Source organism: Pseudarthrobacter sp. NIBRBAC000502770, assembly GCF_006517815.1.
GTDB classification, from domain to species: Bacteria; Actinomycetota; Actinomycetes; order Actinomycetales; family Micrococcaceae; genus Arthrobacter; species Arthrobacter niigatensis.
The window spans coordinates 133,470-150,609 of record NZ_CP041198.1 but is presented as its reverse complement, the minus strand read 5'-3'; the positions used below and the strand labels follow the sequence as shown (position 1 = coordinate 150,609).

General features: G+C 67.2%; 14 protein-coding genes and 1 tRNA gene. 10 read left to right on the top strand and 5 right to left on the bottom strand.

What is annotated here, in order from left to right; all coding sequences use genetic code 11:
• The first annotated feature begins 9 nt into the window (after positions 1 to 9).
• The gene (locus NIBR502770_RS01150) at positions 10 to 459 is read left to right on the top strand and encodes an Rrf2 family transcriptional regulator (protein WP_141158122.1); all 450 of its coding nucleotides are present in this window, start codon (positions 10 to 12) and stop codon (positions 457 to 459) included.
• Positions 460 to 598: 139 nt separating this feature from the next.
• Positions 599 to 1,759, top strand: a complete 1,161-nt coding sequence (locus NIBR502770_RS01145) for a globin domain-containing protein (RefSeq protein WP_141180761.1) — start codon at positions 599 to 601, stop codon at positions 1,757 to 1,759.
• A gap of 139 nt (positions 1,760 to 1,898) precedes the next feature.
• Here NIBR502770_RS01145 and NIBR502770_RS01140 read toward each other — a convergent pair whose 3' ends face one another.
• A complete protein-coding gene (locus NIBR502770_RS01140) occupies positions 1,899 to 3,731 on the bottom strand; it encodes a phosphoenolpyruvate carboxykinase (GTP) (protein WP_141180760.1) in 1,833 nt (610 codons plus the stop codon).
• Positions 3,732 to 4,007: 276 nt separating this feature from the next.
• Here NIBR502770_RS01140 and NIBR502770_RS01135 point away from each other — a divergent pair.
• The 5 genes from NIBR502770_RS01135 to NIBR502770_RS01115 all read left to right on the top strand — a co-directional run bounded on the left by NIBR502770_RS01135 (position 4,008) and on the right by NIBR502770_RS01115 (position 9,082).
• Positions 4,008 to 4,084 (top strand) — tRNA-Arg (locus NIBR502770_RS01135).
• A 76-nt stretch (positions 4,085 to 4,160) separates the two neighbouring features.
• Complete coding sequence (locus tag NIBR502770_RS01130; RefSeq protein WP_141158125.1) at positions 4,161 to 5,615, top strand: NAD(P)/FAD-dependent oxidoreductase; 1,455 nt, start codon at positions 4,161 to 4,163, stop codon at positions 5,613 to 5,615.
• Between the two features lie 67 nt (positions 5,616 to 5,682).
• Positions 5,683 to 6,405, top strand: a complete 723-nt coding sequence (locus tag NIBR502770_RS01125; RefSeq protein ID WP_141158126.1) for an ABC transporter ATP-binding protein — start codon at positions 5,683 to 5,685, stop codon at positions 6,403 to 6,405.
• On the top strand, positions 6,402 to 8,438 hold the full coding sequence (locus NIBR502770_RS01120) for a YhgE/Pip domain-containing protein (protein WP_141180759.1): 2,037 nt from the start codon (positions 6,402 to 6,404) through the stop codon (positions 8,436 to 8,438). The genes NIBR502770_RS01125 and NIBR502770_RS01120 overlap by 4 nt, the downstream gene beginning before the upstream one ends.
• Positions 8,435 to 9,082 carry a TetR/AcrR family transcriptional regulator gene (locus NIBR502770_RS01115; RefSeq protein ID WP_141180758.1) on the top strand — a complete coding sequence of 216 codons (648 nt, stop codon included), beginning with the start codon at positions 8,435 to 8,437 and terminating at the stop codon, positions 9,080 to 9,082. The genes NIBR502770_RS01120 and NIBR502770_RS01115 overlap by 4 nt, the downstream gene beginning before the upstream one ends.
• Before the next feature lie 559 nt (positions 9,083 to 9,641).
• Here the strand turns inward: NIBR502770_RS01115 and NIBR502770_RS01110 are convergent.
• Positions 9,642 to 10,646 (bottom strand): EamA family transporter, encoded by a 1,005-nt coding sequence (locus NIBR502770_RS01110; RefSeq protein WP_141180757.1) that lies wholly within the window; start codon positions 10,644 to 10,646, stop codon positions 9,642 to 9,644.
• A 72-nt stretch (positions 10,647 to 10,718) separates the two neighbouring features.
• Between NIBR502770_RS01110 and NIBR502770_RS01105 the strand changes: the two genes are divergently transcribed.
• Entirely contained in the window at positions 10,719 to 11,648 is a 930-nt protein-coding gene (locus tag NIBR502770_RS01105) for a LysR family transcriptional regulator (RefSeq protein WP_141180756.1), read from the top strand.
• Here NIBR502770_RS01105 and NIBR502770_RS01100 read toward each other — a convergent pair.
• The 3 genes from NIBR502770_RS01100 to NIBR502770_RS01090 form a co-directional block, all read right to left on the bottom strand.
• Positions 11,626 to 12,153, bottom strand: coding sequence for a histidine phosphatase family protein (locus NIBR502770_RS01100; RefSeq protein WP_141158131.1), 528 nt, complete (start codon positions 12,151 to 12,153; stop codon positions 11,626 to 11,628). The two genes, NIBR502770_RS01105 and NIBR502770_RS01100, sit on opposite strands and share 23 nt — an antisense overlap.
• Before the next feature lie 111 nt (positions 12,154 to 12,264).
• Positions 12,265 to 13,131, bottom strand: a complete 867-nt coding sequence (locus tag NIBR502770_RS01095; protein WP_141180755.1) for a winged helix-turn-helix domain-containing protein — start codon at positions 13,129 to 13,131, stop codon at positions 12,265 to 12,267.
• 558 nt (positions 13,132 to 13,689) lie between these two features.
• Positions 13,690 to 14,685, bottom strand: a complete 996-nt coding sequence (locus NIBR502770_RS01090) for a hypothetical protein (RefSeq protein WP_246857349.1) — start codon at positions 14,683 to 14,685, stop codon at positions 13,690 to 13,692.
• A 225-nt stretch (positions 14,686 to 14,910) separates the two neighbouring features.
• On the opposite strand from NIBR502770_RS01090, the gene NIBR502770_RS01085 reads away from it, so the two are divergent.
• Both NIBR502770_RS01085 and NIBR502770_RS01080 read left to right on the top strand, forming a co-directional pair.
• Positions 14,911 to 15,651, top strand: a complete 741-nt coding sequence (locus tag NIBR502770_RS01085) for a response regulator transcription factor (RefSeq protein WP_141158133.1) — start codon at positions 14,911 to 14,913, stop codon at positions 15,649 to 15,651.
• The gene (locus NIBR502770_RS01080) at positions 15,629 to 17,140 is read left to right on the top strand and encodes an ATP-binding protein (RefSeq protein WP_370871452.1); all 1,512 of its coding nucleotides are present in this window, start codon (positions 15,629 to 15,631) and stop codon (positions 17,138 to 17,140) included. The genes NIBR502770_RS01085 and NIBR502770_RS01080 overlap by 23 nt, the downstream gene beginning before the upstream one ends.

Here is a 17,140-nt window from a genome sequence, read left to right as displayed (position 1 = left end):
TTTGTCGCCATGAAAATCAACGCCTTCGCTGACGTGAGCCTGCGGGCACTCATGGTGCTCGCAGCCGTTCCGGACGGCACGCTGCTCACCACCCAGGGCATCGCGGACTCGGTGGGGACACCGTACAACCACGTAAGCAAGGCCATGGCCAGGCTGCGGACCATGGGCCTGATCGAGGTGGTTCGCGGCCGGTCCGGCGGTTCGCGGCTCAGCCATGCGGGACGCATCGCCACGGTAGGCCAAATCCTGCGGCAGCTTGATACCCGCACGGATCCCGCGGACTGCGTGTCCCCGGGCGGGAACTGCCCCCTCATCAATGAATGCAGGCTCCGCGGCGCCCTGGCCCGCGCCCGCGAGGCCTTCTACGCCGAGCTTGATTCGGTGGTAATCGGGGAGCTCCCCCAGGCCCGGCAGATGGCTCCGGTTTTCCAGATGATTGGCCTCCGTCCCGGCCTCTGAGGGCCCCTAACCGGGTGCCCGCTCCCAGTTTGATTCCGAACTTCTACAAGGTGTAGAAATGAGGCAGAAATACTCGCATTTCAGATACGAGTTTTCATCCGGCCGGACGAAGGCCCCGGCCATAACCTCAGGAGTACAGATGCTCTCGGACAAGTCCCGCCCCGTCATCGAGGCCACCCTGCCGCTGGTCGGCTCCCGGATCGGATCCATCACCCCCAACTTCTACGCCCGCCTCTTCGCGGCGCACCCCGAACTGATGGATGGCTTGTTCAGCCGCTCCAACCAGCGCTCCGGCAACCAGCAGCAGGCCCTCGCCGGCAGCATCGCCGCCTTCGCCACCCACCTGGTGAACAACCCCGGCACGCTGCCGGAAAAGGTCCTTTCCCGCATCGCCCACCGGCACGCTTCCCTGGGCATCACCGAACCGCAGTACCAGGTGGTCTACGAGCACCTGTTCGCCGCAATCGCCGAAGACCTGGCCGAAGTCATCACCCCCGAGATCGCCGAAGCCTGGACCGAGGTGTACTGGCTCATGGCAGACGCCCTGATCAAGCTCGAAAAGAGCCTCTACGCCGCGCAGGCCAACGACAAAATGTGGACGCCCTGGCGGGTCGCGGCCAAGGCACCGGCAGGAACCGGGTCCATGACCTTCACCCTTGAGCCCGCGGATGACACGCCCGTCACCCCTGCCCTTCCCGGCCAGTACGTCAGCGTCAAGGTGGCCGTTGCGGACGGCCTGCGCCAGGTGCGCCAGTACTCCCTCTCCGGCGACGCCGGCACCAGCCGTACCTTTACCACCAAGCTGGACGACGGCGGCGAGGTCTCCCCCGTGCTGCACCACACGGTGCAGGTGGGCGACGTCGTCGAAATTTCCAACCCTTACGGCGAGATCACCCTCAAGGAGGGCGACGGCCCCGTGGTCCTCGCGTCCGCAGGCATCGGCTGCACGCCCACCGCCTCCATCCTGCGTTCCCTCGCCGAGTCCGGCTCCGACCGCCAGGTCCTGGTGCTGCATGCCGAAAGCACCCTGGACAGCTGGGCCCTGCGCAGCCAGATGACGGACGACGTCGAACGCCTGGACGGTGCCGAACTGCAGCTCTGGCTGGAGAAGCCGGTCAGCGGCGCCAGGGAAGGCTTCATGTCCCTGCGCGAGGTGGACCTCCCCGCCGACGCGTCGCTGTACCTCTGCGGCCCGCTGCCGTTCATGAAGAACATCCGCAACGAGGCCATCAATGCCGGCATCCCCGCCACCCGGATCCACTACGAGGTCTTCGGCCCGGACATCTGGCTCGCCAGCTGAGTCCCCACCGCCTCCCTGACTTCGCTCCGCTCAGCCAGGGAACCCTCGGCGGCGGAGGCCCCTGTTGGAGGACGACGACGGCCCCGCACCTTTTCGAAAAGGTGCGGGGCCGTCGTCGTGAGGGAGGGTGGGGCGGCTGCTAGTGCTTGGCCATCCGTTCCTTGAGCGAATCGAGCTCGGCACGCAGGGCATCCGGGAGTGAATCCCCGAACTTGGCGTACCACTCCTCGATGGAGGCCAGCTCCGCGTCCCATTCCTCGCGGTCCACGCGGACAGCGTCCTCCACGTGGGCGTGGGTCAGGTCCAGGCCGGTGAGGTCCAGCGAGTGCCCGGCCGGAACGTATCCGATGGGAGTCTCCACGGCGTCGGCCTTGCCCTCGATGCGCTCGATGGCCCACTTGAGGACGCGGGCGTTGTCGCCGAAGCCAGGCCAGGCGAAGCCGCCGTCAGCCGTCCGGCGGAACCAGTTCACCAGGAAGATGTGGGGCAGGCGTTCCGGGTTTGCCTTGCCGGAGACGCTGATCCAGTGCTTCAGGTAGTCGCCTGCGTCGTAACCGATGAACGGCAGCATGGCCATGGGATCGCGGCGGAGCACGCCTACCTGGCCGGCGGCCGCGGCAGTGGTCTCGGAGGACAGCGTCGAGCCCATGAAGATGCCGTTGGTCCAGCTGCGGGCCTGGGTAACCAGCGGAACGGTGGTCTTGCGGCGGCCGCCGAACAGGATGGCAGAGAGTTCAACGCCCTCGGGGCTGTAGTATTCCTCGGCCAGCATGTCGATCTGCGAGATCGGCGTGCAGAAGCGGGAGTTCGGGTGGGCTGCCGGCTTGTCCGAATCAGGAGTCCACGAGTTGCCCTCCCAGTCGGTCAGGTGGGCCGGAACCTCGTCGGTCATCCCTTCCCACCACACACCGCCGTCGTCGGTCAGGGCGACGTTGGTGAAGATGCTGTGGCCCTTGGCGATGGCGCGCATGGCGTTGGGGTTGGTGCCCCAGCCGGTACCGGGCGCAACGCCGAAGAGGCCCGCTTCCGGGTTGGTGGCGCGGAGTTCGCCTTCCTTGCCGATCCGCATCCAGGTGATGTCATCGCCCAGGGTCTCCACTTCCCAGCCTTCGATGGTGGGATCGAGCAGTGCGAGGTTGGTCTTGCCGCAGGCGGAGGGGAAGGCGGCGGAAACGTAGTAGTTCTTCTTTTCCGGCGAGGTCAGCTTGAGGATGAGCATGTGCTCGGCCAGCCAGCCCTCGTCGCGCGCCATCACGGAGGCGATGCGCAGGGCGTAGCACTTCTTTCCCAGCAGGGCGTTCCCGCCGTAGCCGGAGCCGAAGGACCAGATGGAGCGCTCCTCGGGGAAGTGCACGATCCATTTGTCCGGGTTGCAGGGCCACGCGACATCGTCCTGGCCGCTCTCGAGCGGTGCGCCCAGGGAGTGCAGTGCCGGGACGAAGAAGGCGTTGGTCTCGGTGATCTTGTCCAGCACCGCGGTACCGATATTGGCCATGATGCGCATGGAGGCAACAACGTAGGCGCTGTCGGTGATTTCGACGCCGAACTTGGGGTCCTCGGCGTCGAGGTGGCCCATGACGAACGGGATGACGTACATGGTGCGGCCACGCATGGAGCCGGCGAACAGGCCACGCAGCTTGTCCTTCATCTCCCGCGGATCCATCCAGTTGTTGGTGAAGCCGGCGTCGCGCTCGTTTTCGGAGCAGATGAACGTCTGCTCCTCGACGCGGGCAACGTCAGCGGGATCGGAGAACGCGGCGAAGGAATTCGGAAACAGGTCCGGGTTGAGCCTGGTCAGGGTGCCGGCAGCAACGAGTTCGTCCGTGAGGCGGGTGTTTTCCTCTTCGGAGCCGTCCACCCAGTAGATGCGGTCCGGCTGCGTAAGCTCAGCAACCTCTTCGACCCACGCCAGCAGGCCGGCATGTGTGGTGGGTGCTTTCTCAAGCAGCGGCTTCTGCGCCAGATCGCCCATTGCAGTTCCCTTCCTCGGGTTCATCGGTGTGTCCTAAATGCTATGGTCCGGACCAGTGGAGTTTTTTGGGAGCTTGACTGACATCTCCAGTCACCGAAACTGAATTCCGCGGGAAATCAAGGAATTATTGCCGCGAAAACGCCAATTAAGTGACAAAGGTCACCTAGACCGGTCTAGTCGCCTAGATTACAGCCGCTTCGATTTGGCATCGGGCGGCGCCTCGCGTAAAGTAATTCGAGGTTCGGGGAGAGCGGTTCTCCTCCCGGGACACGGAATGCGCCCATAGCTCAGCTGGATAGAGCGTCTGTCTACGGAACAGAAGGTCAGGGGTTCGAATCCCTTTGGGCGCACCAACAAGGTCCGCACCGGTTCGCCGGTGCGGACCTTTTTTGTGCTGCCAGGACACCTTCCCCCGGCTAGGCTTTGCTCATGAATCCCGAGGCCGCTGGGCGCGAATTTGATGTTGTTGTTATCGGCGCTGGCGCCGTAGGGGAAAACGTGGCCGACCGCGTGGTCCAGGGCGGCCTGACGGCCGTGCTCGTCGAGGCGGAACTGGTGGGCGGGGAATGCTCTTACTGGGCGTGCATGCCATCGAAGGCACTCCTTCGCCCTGGTACGGCGCTCCACGGGGCGCAGACCACGCCAGGGGCAAAGGAAGCGGTCACCCGCACCCTGGACGCCGCCGCCGTCCTGGAGCGGCGCAACTACTTCACCTCCAACTGGCAGGATGACAGCCAGGCTTCGTGGGTCAAGGACACCGGCATCGAACTGGTGCGTGGCCATGCCTGGCTGACCGGCCCCAAGGCCGTCGAGGTGGCCGGCCTGGACGGCACGCAGCACTTGCTGCGTGCGCGGCATGCCGTGGTGCTTGCCACGGGGTCCACCCCCAACACACCGCCCATCGAAGGGCTGCAGGATGTCCAGGTCTGGGGAACGCGTGAAGCGACATCCGCCGGCGAGGTCCCGGAGCGGCTGACGGTATTGGGCGGCGGAGTGGCCGGCGCCGAACTGGCCCAGGCCTTCGCCCGCCTTGGTTCAAGCGTCACCCTGGTGGCACGCAGCGGACTGCTCGGCACCTTTCCGGAAGAAGCCTCGGCGCTGGTCGCCGCGGGATTGAGGGCGGACGGCGTCGAACTCCGGCTGCATACCGCCACGGACCGGATCAGCGCCAACGACGACGGCACCCTCACCGTAAGCCTTGGGGACGGAACCACTGTCACTTCGGAGAAGGTCCTGGTCTCCACCGGCCGCCACCCGGCACTGGAGGGCCTGGGCCTGGAAAGCATTGGTTTCGAGCCCGATGAATCAGGCCACCTGTCCCTGTCCGCCGACGCCTCGGGCCTGGTCCGGGAAACGCCCGGGGACGAACAGTGGCTCTACGCCGTGGGCGACGCCGCCGGCAAGAACCTCTTCACCCACCAGGGCAAGTACGAGGCCCGCGCCACCGGCGATGCCATCGCCGCGCGGGCAAGAGGCGCGCTGGACGGAACACCCGGCGACTGGACCCGCTACGCCCAGACGGCCAACCAGCATGCGGTGCCCAGCGTCGTCTTCACGGACCCCGAGCTGGCCAGCGTGGGACGCACGCTGAAGGCGGCCAGGAAGGACGGATACAACGCCTCGTCCGTGGAGCTGCCCATCGAGGTTGCCGGCTCCTCACTGCACTCGGAGAACTACGAAGGGTGGGCGCAGCTGGTGGTCGACGAGGACCGCAAGGTCCTCCTTGGCGCAACCTTCGCCGGCCCCGACGTAGCCGAGCTGCTGCACGCGGCAACGATCGCCGTGGTGGGCGAGGTGCCGCTGGACCGGCTCTGGCATGCAGTCCCTTCCTACCCCACCATCAGCGAGGTATGGCTCCGTCTCCTGGAGAAGTACGGCCTCTAGGCTTTATTTGAACTGACCGGTCAGTTCGGTTAGCCTTGATGCAGACTTCTTCTGCGAAAGGTGATCGTTGCTCTCTGCACATCAGCTCCAGGCCAAAGGGCGCCGGGATCCGCTGCTTCCCCCCACTTCGGTGACGGTGGCGCGCGGCGAACTGCTGCTCGTCACCGGGGACAGGCAGGACCAGCGCACGGCGTTGTCCCTCCTGCTCAGCGGCCGGATGAAAGCAACGGAAGGGCAGCTCAGCTGGGACGGCAGTTCCCGGACCAGGCAGCTGCGCCTGTCCGCTGCCCTGGTGGACTCCCCCGGCGTCAACGAACCCGAGGAACACCTCAGCGTCCGGGACCTGGTGACCGAGGACCTCGCCCTGGTGCCCCGCCGGTACCGGGGTGCTCTGCTCAGCGGCCCGTGGCTGAAGGTCAACCGCTTCGAAGATATCGCCGGCCTGTGGACGGAGCAGCTGGATCCGGAGCGGCGGCTTGAACTGCTCACCGCGCTGGCCCTGGCCAATCCCCGCACGGACCTGCTGGTGGTTGACTCACCGGACCGGCACAGCGCCGACGACCTCACGTGGCTGCCACGCCTCCGGGAGCTGGCGTACGACGCCGGGCGGCCCCTCGCCGTCGTAGCGGCGGTCAGCGCCGTCCCCGCCTCGTGGGACGGACCGGTGGCCGCGATCGGCAACGCGGCGCCCGAACCCGAACCTGGGACCACCGCCGGCAAGCACTCCGCCGGGGCGGAGACCGCCCCCGAAGACCAGGAAACCGAACTCGAAACCGAGGTTGCCAAGTGACTGTCCTGCGGCTGGCCCGCTCCGAACTCAAGCGCATGACCGGTGGGCTGCTGCCCAAGCTGACCATCCTGGCGCTGACCATGGTCCCGCTGCTCTACGGCGCCGTCTACCTGTACGCGAACTGGGACCCCTACGGCCACCTGAACAACCTGGATGCCGCCCTGGTGGTGGAGGACTCCGGTGCCACCAATGCCGACGGCACGCGCCTCGAGGCCGGGACAAAGGTGGCGGACAGCCTGGTGGAGGGCAACGTGTTCCACTGGGTGCCGGTGGAAAGCTCGGCGGAAGCGGATGCCGGCGTCAGCAGCGGCCAGTACGCGTTCGCGCTGAAGATCCCCAAGGATTTCTCCGCCAACCTGGTCTCGCCGGGCAGCTTTGATTCCGCGAGCCAGGCCATGCTGAACGTGACTACGAACGATGCGAACAACTACCTCCTGAGCACCATCGTGGACAAGCTGACCACGGCCGTGCACACCACGGTGGCCAAGGAAGTGGGCGAGGAAACCGCCAACCAGCTGCTCACAGGATTTGGCACCATCCACTCCAAGATGGTCCAGGCGGCGGACGGCGCCTCCCAGCTGGCCGACGGCGTGGCCACGCTCAGGGACGGTGCGGTCACCCTCCACGAGGGGACCTCAGCCCTGAGCAGCGGCGCGGACCAGCTGTACGCGGGCCAGCTGAAGCTGCGCGACGGCGCCAACCAGCTGACAGACGGCGCCGGGCAGCTCAGCAGCGGCCTGGCGGTCCTCAAGGACAAGACAGCCACCCTGCCCACCGATACCCAGACCCTGGCTTCCGGCGCCGCCCAGGTGGCCGCGGGAAACGCCCAGCTCAACGCCAAGGTCCAGGACATGGCAGCCCAACTGGAGGCGGCGGACCAGGGCCTGCGCAGCCGTGTGGTCGAATCCAACAGCAGGCTGGTCGCGTCCGGCGTCCTGACCCAGGACCAGGCGGACAAAGTCCTGGCGGACTTCGATGCCGCCGGCACGTCCAGCCCGGTGGCAGCCGCCAAGGGCAAGATCCAGGCGGATGCGGCCCAGGTCCAGCAGTTGGCCAACGGCTCCGAAGCGGTCAGCGTCGGCGCCGCCCGGCTGGCGGCCGGGATGCCGGCACTCAGGGACGCCATCTCGCAGGCCTCGGCGGGGGCTGACCAGCTGCATACGGGTGCCGCGGCGCTGGCAGCCGGTGAGCAGTCCGCCGTCGACGGAGCCGCCAGCCTTGCCGACGGCGCACGGAAGGTCGACGCCGGTGCCGCCCAGCTTGCGGACGGCGCGGGCCAGGCCGCCACCGGCTCCCGTACCCTGTCGGACGAGATCGGCAAGGGCGCCGGGCAGGTCCCCAACCCTGACGACGCACAGAAGAGCAACCTGTCCCAGGTAATGGCAGATCCTGTGGCGGTCAGCAACGTCTCCCAGGCCAAGGCCGGGTCCTACGGTGCCGGGCTGGCGCCGTTCTTCCTCACGCTGGCCATGTGGATCGGGATCTTCATGCTGGTCCAGGCCATGCGCCCCATAACGCAGCGTGCACTGGCATCCAATGCGCCGTCGTGGAAGATCGCCCTGGGCGGCTGGCTGCCCTTCTTCGTGGTTTCGGTGGTGCAGGCATCGCTGTTGACCTTGGTGGCGGACGCCGCGCTGGGGCTCAACCCCTCCCATCCGGTCCTGATGTGGCTGTTGATGCTGGCCGCTGCCATGGCATTCAGCGCGCTCATCCAGGGCATCGTGGCGCTGCTGGGCTCCCCCGGCAAGCTGGTGGTCCTCATCCTCCTGGTCCTCCAGCTGGTGTCTTCCGGCGGCACGTTCCCGTGGCAGACCACGCCGGAGCCCCTGCATGTGGTGCACCAGGTCCTGCCGATGGGATATGTGGTGACCGGAATGCGGCACTTGATCTACGGCGGGGACCTGTCCATGATTGCCCCTACCTTCGTGGGACTGCTGGGCTACACTTTGCTGGGCGCGGCCATGTCCACCCTCGCGGTGCGGAAGAACAAGTACTGGACGCTCAAGACCCTGAAGCCGGAGATCGCGGTATGACCACTGAACTGACACCCGCCGGCAAGGGGCTGCGGCCCGCCAGGACCAACGCCACCCGCCAGAAGCTCTTCGACGCCTCCATGGAACTGATCGGCGAGCGCGGGGCCGCCAGCGTCACCGTGGATGAGATCGCGGCAGCGGCCGGAGTCTCCAAGGGCACCGTCTACTACAACTTCGGCAGCAAGTCGGAGCTGATCGCACAGCTCCTGCGGCACGGCGTGGACATCCTCAAGGCGCGGCTGCTCGAGGCCGCCGACGCCGGAGCGACCGGCCGCGACCCGTTGCTCGCCATGGAAGCGATGATCGGCCAGGCCATGGACTTCATGGCAGAGTACCCCTCCTTCGCGCGCCTCTGGGTCAGCGAAAACTGGCGGATACCCAGCGAATGGCAGGGCACGTTCTCCGTGCTGCGCGGGGAGCTCCTGGAGGTCATCGGCCAGGCCGTGGAAAAGGTGGCCGAGGCATACCCAGTGGACGATTCGGTGTCCAGGGGCAGCCTGGAAACGGCCATCTTTGGTGCATGCTTCGTGGTGGGCCTTGACCGGCAGACCTACAACCCCGAGCGCACCCGTGACCAAAGCGTTGCAGCAATCATGGCGATCATGCGCGGCTACGTCCTGAAGGGGCCAGCTCCTCGGGGATGATGGAGCACATGCGCCATACGGGGAAGAGCGGAAAGTTCGCGGTCATCTGCGGCATCGTTGCTGCGGGGCTGCTGGTGCTCACGGCGATGACCCTCGCCGAGCCGGTGTTCGTTGCGTTTGCGGGTGTCCTGGGGCTGGCGTACCTGGCAGCAGTCGCCGAGGTCCTGGTCCGGCGGCGGCATGCTGCGCTGCTGGCCGCCGGCGCCGGCACCGCGCTTGCCCTCGGCTTATCCCTGGCGTTCCTCAGCACCTGGGAGCTGGCATTCGACGGCCAGTCCTCCCTCCTGGGCACGCCGCTGCCCACGAATGATCCCGACAACTACTTCTTTGGGGCCGCCTGCGCCCTGGTGGCCACCTTCGGAGTCCTCTTCCTGGGCGCATTGTTGCCGGGAAGGCGGCGCACGGCAACTGTCCGCAGGCCGGCGGCACGGCCAGCGGCACAGCGTCCTTCCTCCCAGCGCGGCCCATCACCACGGACCGGTGCAACGACGGCACGCAGCCCCCGGGCCGCCGCACCCAGGACGGGCGGTCAAAAAGCCGGCGCACAGGGATCTGCCGCTCAGCGGACGTCGGCGCCCCGGTCCGCCGCCCGCGGGGTGTCCACCGCGGCCAAGCGACCGCCGTCGTCCGCTCCACCCGCGCCGAGGCCGGCACCCAGGTCCGGCAGCGGCTCCGTCCCCCGCCGCTGACGCTGCCAGCCTGGACCGGGGATCACCGCCGTCGCCACGCCGCCCAGAAGGAGCATTCCGCCTGCCAGCTCCGTCGGCGAAGGCACCTCCGCGAGGACCAGCCACGCAGCGCTCATGCCCACCACCGGCACCAGCAACGTAAAGGGAACAACGGCCGACGACGGGTGGCTGGCAAGGAGCCGGTTCCAGATTCCGTAGCCCACCAGCGAGGCGAAAACAGCGGTGTACAGGGCACTGAGCATGGTGGGTGCCTGAAGGGTGGCCAGCGACTGCCAGACGGTGCCGGGCCCGTCCACCAGCAGTGAAAGCGCTGCCAGCGGAAGCGGCACCACTGCGCCTGACCACACCACCAGCCCCAAACCCGACGCTGCTTTGGCTTTCCGGGCGATGACGTTTCCGGCCGCCCAGGAGAGCGCAGCGGCCAGGACAATGACCAGCGGGAGCAGCGGTGCCACGGCGCTGCGTCCCACGGCCACGAGGGCGAGCCCGGCCACGCCAAGCACCACCCCCGCCAGCTGGCGCCGGCTGGGCCGCTCGCCCAGGAAGGCCGCAGCGAGCAGGACGGTCAGCAGCACCTGCGCCTGCAGGACCAGCGATGCAAGGCCCGCGGGCATGCCCAGCGCCATGGCGAGGTAGAGAAGGCCGAACTGGCCGGCGCTCATAAAGAGCCCGACCCCGACAATGGCCTTCCAGGAGACCTCCGGCTTCCGGACAAAGAAGATCCACGGGAAGACCACCAGGACGAAGCGCATGGCCACGAACAGCAGCGGCGGGAACTCCTGGCCGCCCGCGTGCAGCCCGACGTCAATGGCCACGAAGTTCAGGCCCCACAGCAGGGCAACGACGACGGCAAGGAGGGAATCGCGCAGGTTCACCCTCCCACTCTGGCAGAGCCACGAATGAAGCACCAGCGCCTAATTCAACACTAAATCATGTACCTTTGCTTCATGATCGACATCGGATCCCTGCGCGCCCTCGCGGCCATCGAGCAGCACGGTACAGTCATTGCCGCCGCGGAAGCGATGGGGTTCAGCCCGTCGGCCGTATCCCAGCAGGTGAAGAAGCTGGAGAAGGAGGGCGGGTTCGCGGTCCTGGAACGCCGCGGCCGCGGGGTCCTACTGACCGAACGCGGGCTGGCCCTCGCCGCTTATGGCCGGCGCATCCTGGCCGAGCTCGAGGAACTCGAGTCAACACTGCTGGCGGATCCGGCCAAGCCCAACGGCAGCCTCCGCCTCGTGTCCTTCTCCACCGCCTGCCGGGGTTTGGTGGGACCCATGCTCGCGCGGATTGGGCAGTCGGATGCCCCACTCGAGATTTCCGTCCTGGCGCAGGATCCGCGCGAGGCCGTGGCCCGGGTTGCCAACGGCGAAGCCGACCTGGGCCTGGTGCACAACTGGAACTCGGTACCGCTGGTGATCCCGGAGCACCTGGCGCTTGAATGGCTCTGCGAGGACGTGGCGGATGTCCTGGTGCACCGCAGCCACCCGCTCGCGAAACAATCCTCGGTGGAACCCGCGGAACTGGTGGATGAGCGCTGGATCAGCACACCCGACGGAGCCATCTGCAATGAGGCCCTCCTGCGGATTTTCGCCGACCTGGGGCGGGTCCCGGACATCAGGATCTACGACCCCGATTTCGCCACGCATATCGCCTTGGTGGAGCAGGGAGTGGCTGTCGCTCTGGTACCCCGCCTTGGCCGGCCGGCGCTTCCTCCGGACGTGGCGGCCGTCCAGGTAGTGAAACCGGTCCAGGCCCGGCAGGTGGGGCTTGTCCACCGCAGGACCATGACGGCCAGCCCGGGCATCAGGCACGTAGCGGCGCTGCTGCGCGAGATTGCCGGCAGCGGGATTGCCGCTAGTGGGCCCGGGGAACCTTGAACCTGGTAATCCGGGCGTCCTGACCGTCCAGTTCCGCCCAGGGCTTCTCCGTCTCCAGGACGGTGAGCGCATTGGTGGGGAAGCGGGTGGCGGCATCCATGTAGGCATCATGGTCCGAATCCCGTGAGGCCAGGTGCATGGCCAGGTCCTGCACGCCCGGCAGGTGCGCGATGAGCATCAGCGTGGTCACAGTGTCCGGCACGTGGTTGACCACCGCCAGCATCCGCAGGGCCGATGCCGCGTACAGGCCGTCTTCGAGTTTGGGCGTGGGCGCCTTGTCGCCGAGTTCGGCGCAGACCCAGGTGCACGTTTGCCGGGTACGCAGGGCGCTGGAGCACAAGATGAAGTCCGGCAGGATGTTGTGCTTGAGCAGCCAGCGCCCGGCCAGCGGGGCTTCTCGGTGTCCGCGTTCCTCAAGGGGCCGCTCGTGGTCCGCCACGCCTCCGGGCCAATCCGCCTTGGCATGGCGCATGATCACAAGGCGTCGGACATGGTGCGAACTCATGGCCCAAGCCTAGCGCCGGTGGGGAGGAACGAGCGCGGTCGCCCCAAGGACGCCTCGCGAAAGCGGAAGCGACCAGCCCGACAGGACAGGTCGCCTCCGCGCGAAAGAAACTTAGATCGAGTATTCCGGAGCGGCCCAGACAACAACCTCAGGGTGCTCGTAGAACCGGTAGCCCTGGCCGCGGACGGTGCGGACCGTGTTGGCGAGGCGGCCGAGCTTGGAGCGGAGGCGGCGGATGTGGACGTCGATGGTGCGCTCGTTGGGCACTTCTTCGGCGTTGCGCCACAGCCCCTCGAGGAGCTCGTCGCGGCCCACGGTACGTGTGCCGTTTTCGACGAGGTAGTTGAGCAGCTCAAACTCCTTGAACGTCAGGTTCAGGGATTCGCCGTCAAGGTGGACTTCGCGGCGGGCGAGGTCGATGAGCACGCCGGAGGGACGCGGTTCCTGCGCCTGGGCGGGACGGGGCGTTTCGGTGCGCTGGCGGGAGTTGACCGTCGGGTCGCCAAAGGTGGAACGGACGACGTCGAGCGCGGAACCGGGGGTGCCTGCGGGGGCTACCGCCACGGCTGCGTAGCTCTCGGCACCGGAGACCAGGGACTGGGCGTAGGCGCGGATTTCCTGGGCGAGCTTGGCGATGGAGGTTCCGGCTGCTGCCGCGGTTTCCTCGTCGATGCCCATGTACAGGACGAACCCGCGGGCCACGTTGTCATTGGCTACCGGACGGACCTGGTTAGCGCCGGGCACCACAGGAGTGGGCGCCGTGATGGGAGCGGACTCGGCGGGGTGCACAGCACGGAGCTGGCCGTAGGAGTTCGGGTTGTATCCCTGCGGGGCGAAGCCCTGGGCCGGGAAGCCGCTTCCGGAAGTGGCGGGAGCAAGCGAGGGGCGCGGGCCGAAACCGGGACGGAGGCCGGAAGGCTGGCCTGCCTTGGCGGCGTTACGGACAGAGATGTGGACGTATCCGGATGCAACTGACATGAAATGCTTACCTCAATGTGAAATGGCCGTCTCCGCGGCTCGAATGCTGGCTTCCCCGTCACGCGGACCGGGGAGGGGCGCCCGACGCTGGGCTTGGGGGCGAATGCCTAAGAACTTCGGTGGGTGGGAAGGTCAGGCGTGCATTCGACAACAGCGCATGTCGGCAGCAGCGGATGTGCTGGGCCAATATTCTGCGGCTGCAGGTGCTGTTGAGTTCTTGTTCACATTGGAAGTGTGCCGCGTAACAATGCCAACTTGCAAGTAACAATGGACCGGATAGTCCGCATTGTGAGACAAAACGCGAAATTGTGCTGCATGTCACTATTTCGGAAGCAGGGAAGAATTTGAATGGTTATCCCGGCATCGCCCTGCCTTTCCAGCTTTTCCAGAATAAAATTCGACTAACGTCAGGTTTACCGAATACGTCCGAAATTCAACCGTTTGACGTGGAATCGCCATAGCCGTGTCCAGCCAGCGCCCCGCCTTCGGCCGGTTTTTTGCCCGCGACCGGGTGCGCGGCTACGAAGGCAGGACGGTCCGCCTGTGTTTAATGCCGCGTCAGTTGCTGCTGGTTCCGGAGTTGGGGGTCGTGGCGGTCGTGGATGTGGCCAGCTGGATGGTCTTCGCGGTGTACGTGTCCGACTCCTTGAGGGCCGTGACGCGCACCCTGGCCCCTGCGGCCACATTTGAGAGGCTGAGCGTACTGCCGGTGGAATTGCCGCCGCGCTGCCGCACTCCCTGGGTGACCTGGACGTCGGAGCCCACGGTGTAGGTACGGGAAAACCCGTCCTCGCTCTTCACGGTCAGGGACGTTCCCGAAATCCCGGTCACTGTGCCGGTTTGGCCAGCCATGGTGATGTAGCTGGAGCCTTCGAGGACGACATATTCAGAATGGACGGCCGCGTTGAGCCCCGCGGATCCCATGCCCAGCCCGCCGGGCCCACCGTCCATCCCCATGCCGCCGGCCATTCCGCCGCCGTCCACGCCGCTTTGGCCATCCGGACCTGTCATGCCGCCCTGGCTGCCCGGGCCGAACTGCCCCGCGGCACCCATTCCCTGGGCGCCGTTCGCCGCAGCCGTTCCGTTCCCGGCAGCATAGGCGCCGGCACCGGCTGCGGCGGCCACAACCACCGCAATGCCGCCCACCAGCGCACCCTTCTTCGCGGTCCAGTTCCCCTTGGCGGCCCGGGCCGGCGTACCGGGTGCGTACTGCTGCGGTGCGCCCCACCCCGTGCCGGGGCCGGGCACCCGGCCCGCTGCCGTCTTCGTACCCCACCCCGGGGAAGCCGAACCGGAAGCGGGGGCACCCCAACCCTGGGCGGGCTTCCCCTGCGGGGCCTGGTCCCAGTGTGGCTGGTCCCGGCCCGCCGGCTCCTGCGCGGCGGCATGTCCCTGGGTTTCCCATTCGCGGGCCCCGCCACCGCGGCCGTCGCCATCCGCCGAACCTTCCCAAACGGGCGCCGGCTTGTCCGCCTGCTCCCGGCCGTCATCGGCGGGGCGGCCCTGGCCGTTGCGGCCTGTTGCCCCCGGGTGGGCGTTGTCTTGCTGATCCATGGCTTCCTCCAGGAGGTCGTAGCGGTTGGTCGTGATGCTGTTGTCCCAACAGGCTCTGCCGCTTAGCTGTGCGGGGCTGTGCTGCAAGCCAAGCCTTGCTGTGACCTGGCCGGGCCGCGCGGGAAGGCGCCACCCACCCAAGGGACAGGTGGCTAGGCTGGAGTTCACAGCCGAGACACAGCATTGGCAAAGCATCGGCAAACCGACAGATCGGAGAGTTGTCCCATGGCATCCCCGCACCCCATGACCAACAACCTTCCCCAGCTCACCCATCCGGATGGTTCCCCCATCCGCGCCCTGGTGGTCGATGACGAGCCCAGCCTGTCCGAACTGATGAGCATGGGCCTGCGAATGGCCGGCTGGTCGGTGGCCGTCGCCGCTGACGGACCCACGGCGGTCAAGCTCGCCAAGGACTTCCACCCGGACGTGCTTGTGCTCGATGTGATGCTGCCGGGGTTCGACGGCGTGGAGCTGCTGGGCAGGATCCGCGCCTTCGCGCCGGAGGTGCCGGCGCTGTTCCTGACGGCCAAGGATGATGTCCAGGACCGCATCGTGGGGCTGGCCGCCGGCGGGGACGACTACGTCACCAAACCCTTCAGCATGGAGGAGGTCCTGCTCCGCCTGCACCGGCTGGTACAGCGTTCCGGGGTGGCCGCGATGGACACCGCCGAGCTGGTGGTGGGCGATCTTGTCCTCAACGTGGACACCCGGGAAGTCACCCGCGCCGGGGACGACATCCAGTTGACGGCCACCCAGTTCGAGCTCCTCCGCTACCTGATGGAAAACCCGAAGCGCGTGGTCAGCAAGGCCCAGATCCTGGACCATGTGTGGGATTACGATTTCGGCGGGCAGGCCAACATCGTGGAACTGTACATCTCCTACCTGCGCAAGAAGATCGAAGCGAGCCACCCGCCGATGATCCACACCGTGCGCGGCGCGGGCTATGTCATCAAGCCTGCAGACTAGCCAAAGGAAACGCGTGTCTCTTTCCGGAGTCCCCCGGCCCGCCGGCCGGTCCTGGTTCAACCCCTCCACCTGGCACCTCCGTACCCGGCTGATCCTGTTGTCCATGGCCCTCCTGGTGGCCATCTCCGGCGCCATCGGGGTGGTCAGCTACGCGTCGATGGACGTAGTCCTCACCAACCAGCTGGATGCGCAGCTGATGCTGGCCTCCCGCGGGCGTCCACCGGAAGGCAACCCTTCCGGCCGCCCCGACCCCCTGGACGCGCGCGGGCAAAGCGTAGGCACGCTCAACGCCCGGGTGGTGAACGGACAGGTCAGCCGGGAAGCGGGCTTCCTCTCCTCGGATGCCACCCGCACCGCGCTGACCTCCCGCGACGTCGCCACGCTGCAGGCCCTCCCCCACAACGGCGTCCCGGTCAACCGGGAGCTGTCCAATGGCGACTACCGCCTCATGGCTACCGCAACCCCTTACGGCGATGTGGTGATCACAGGCCTGCCGCTGGCCACGAAACAGAGCACCGAAGCGTCACTGGTCCTGACGATGGTGCTGGTTTCGCTGGGTGGCCTGGTCCTCATCGGGCTGGCCGGCACGGCGTTGATCCGCCGGACCATGCGGCCGCTGGAGCAGCTCTCCGACGTCGCCACCAAGGTCTCCAAGCTGCCGCTCGACGCCGGTGAGGTGGCCCTGGCGGTTCGCGTGCCGGCGTCCGCGGCGCACCCCACCACCGAGGTGGGCAGCGTGGGCCACGCCCTGAACCTGATGCTGGACAACGTCTCCAGCGCGCTGGAAGCCCGGCAGCGCAGCGAGATGAAGGTGCGCCAGTTTGTGGCCGACGCCTCCCACGAACTTCGAACCCCGCTGACCGCCATCCGCGGCTACACCGAACTGATGCGCATGACCGAGCAGCTGACCGAAGACGGCCGGAAGTCGCTGGGCCGGGTGCAGAGCCAGTCGGAGCGCATGACCGCGCTGGTCGAGGACCTGCTGCTGCTGGCCAGGCTGGATGAGGGCAAGGCCACCGAAACCACGGACGTGGACCTGACCCAGCTGGTGGTCGAGACCGTCAGCGACGAGAAGGTCATGGCTCCGGACCATACCTGGCAGCTGACGTTGCCGGACGAGCCGGTCACGGTCCGCGGGGACACCACCCAGCTGCACCAGGTGCTGGCGAATTTGCTCTCCAACGCCCGGAAGCACACGCCGGCCGGGACCACCGTGACCACCGGCGTGATGCGCTCGGCCGATGGCAGTGTGGTGGTCACCGTCACCGACGACGGGCCCGGCATCCCGGCCGAATTCCAGGGCAGCATCTTCTCGCGCTTCACCCGGGCGGACGCCGCCCGCTCCGGCTCCGAGGGTTCCTCCGGCCTGGGCCTGTCCATTGTCGAATCCATCGTCATGGCCCACGGCGGCACCGTGGAACTGGTTTCGCGGCCGGGGAGGACCGAGTTCGCCGTCCGTCTTCCGGCCGCCGGTTCCGCCGCATCCTGA

Coding starts and splice junctions, on each gene's coding strand:
- NIBR502770_RS01150 (WP_141158122.1), top strand. CDS start 10: ATGAAAATCAACGCCTTCGCTGACGTGAGCCTGCGGGCACTCATGGTG.
- NIBR502770_RS01145 (WP_141180761.1), top strand. CDS start 599: ATGCTCTCGGACAAGTCCCGCCCCGTCATCGAGGCCACCCTGCCGCTG.
- NIBR502770_RS01140 (WP_141180760.1), bottom strand. CDS start 3,731: ATGGGCGATCTGGCGCAGAAGCCGCTGCTTGAGAAAGCACCCACCACA.
- NIBR502770_RS01130 (WP_141158125.1), top strand. CDS start 4,161: ATGAATCCCGAGGCCGCTGGGCGCGAATTTGATGTTGTTGTTATCGGC.
- NIBR502770_RS01115 (WP_141180758.1), top strand. CDS start 8,435: ATGACCACTGAACTGACACCCGCCGGCAAGGGGCTGCGGCCCGCCAGG.
- NIBR502770_RS01105 (WP_141180756.1), top strand. CDS start 10,719: ATGATCGACATCGGATCCCTGCGCGCCCTCGCGGCCATCGAGCAGCAC.
- NIBR502770_RS01100 (WP_141158131.1), bottom strand. CDS start 12,153: ATGAGTTCGCACCATGTCCGACGCCTTGTGATCATGCGCCATGCCAAG.
- NIBR502770_RS01095 (WP_141180755.1), bottom strand. CDS start 13,131: ATGTCAGTTGCATCCGGATACGTCCACATCTCTGTCCGTAACGCCGCC.
- NIBR502770_RS01090 (WP_246857349.1), bottom strand. CDS start 14,685: ATGGATCAGCAAGACAACGCCCACCCGGGGGCAACAGGCCGCAACGGC.
- NIBR502770_RS01085 (WP_141158133.1), top strand. CDS start 14,911: ATGGCATCCCCGCACCCCATGACCAACAACCTTCCCCAGCTCACCCAT.
- NIBR502770_RS01080 (WP_370871452.1), top strand. CDS start 15,629: ATGTCATCAAGCCTGCAGACTAGCCAAAGGAAACGCGTGTCTCTTTCC.